Source organism: Halomonas sp. ND22Bw (genome assembly GCF_003011945.1).
Taxonomy (GTDB): Bacteria; Pseudomonadota; Gammaproteobacteria; order Pseudomonadales; family Halomonadaceae; genus Halomonas; species Halomonas halophila.
Window position 1 is genome coordinate 1 of the sequence record NZ_PXWD01000982.1, and the last position, 267, is coordinate 267.

Genomic DNA, 267 nt, shown 5'->3' on the forward strand with positions numbered 1-267 from the left:
CCCGGCTGGCAGGACCGCATCAACGCGGCGCTCAAGGCCGCAGCCGGCCTCTAGGCCGAGCGGCACGGCGCATCGCGGCGTCTCGACCGGGTCGGTCGACGATGACTAGCCGAACCCGCCCCGCTTCAGCCGCATGACGGTGCGGTCGAGGGCCCCGAGGAACGCGGAGCGGTCGCGGGCCGAGAATGGCTTCGGCCCACCGGTGATCGCGCCGGCCTCGCGCAGATCCTGCATCAGGTTGCGGGTTGCGAGCGCCATCCCGATCCC

At 73.0% G+C, this 267-nt stretch carries 1 protein-coding gene; it reads right to left on the reverse strand.

Going from position 1 to position 267, the window contains the following annotated elements:
- Positions 1-105 precede the first annotated feature (105 nt).
- Positions 106-258 (reverse strand): DUF188 domain-containing protein, encoded by a 153-nt coding sequence (locus tag CVH10_RS21105; protein WP_369335938.1) that lies wholly within the window; start codon positions 256-258, stop codon positions 106-108.
- Between the last annotated feature and the right edge of the window lie 9 nt (positions 259-267).

Coding starts and splice junctions, on each gene's coding strand:
- CVH10_RS21105 (WP_369335938.1), bottom strand. CDS start 258: ATGGCGCTCGCAACCCGCAACCTGATGCAGGATCTGCGCGAGGCCGGC.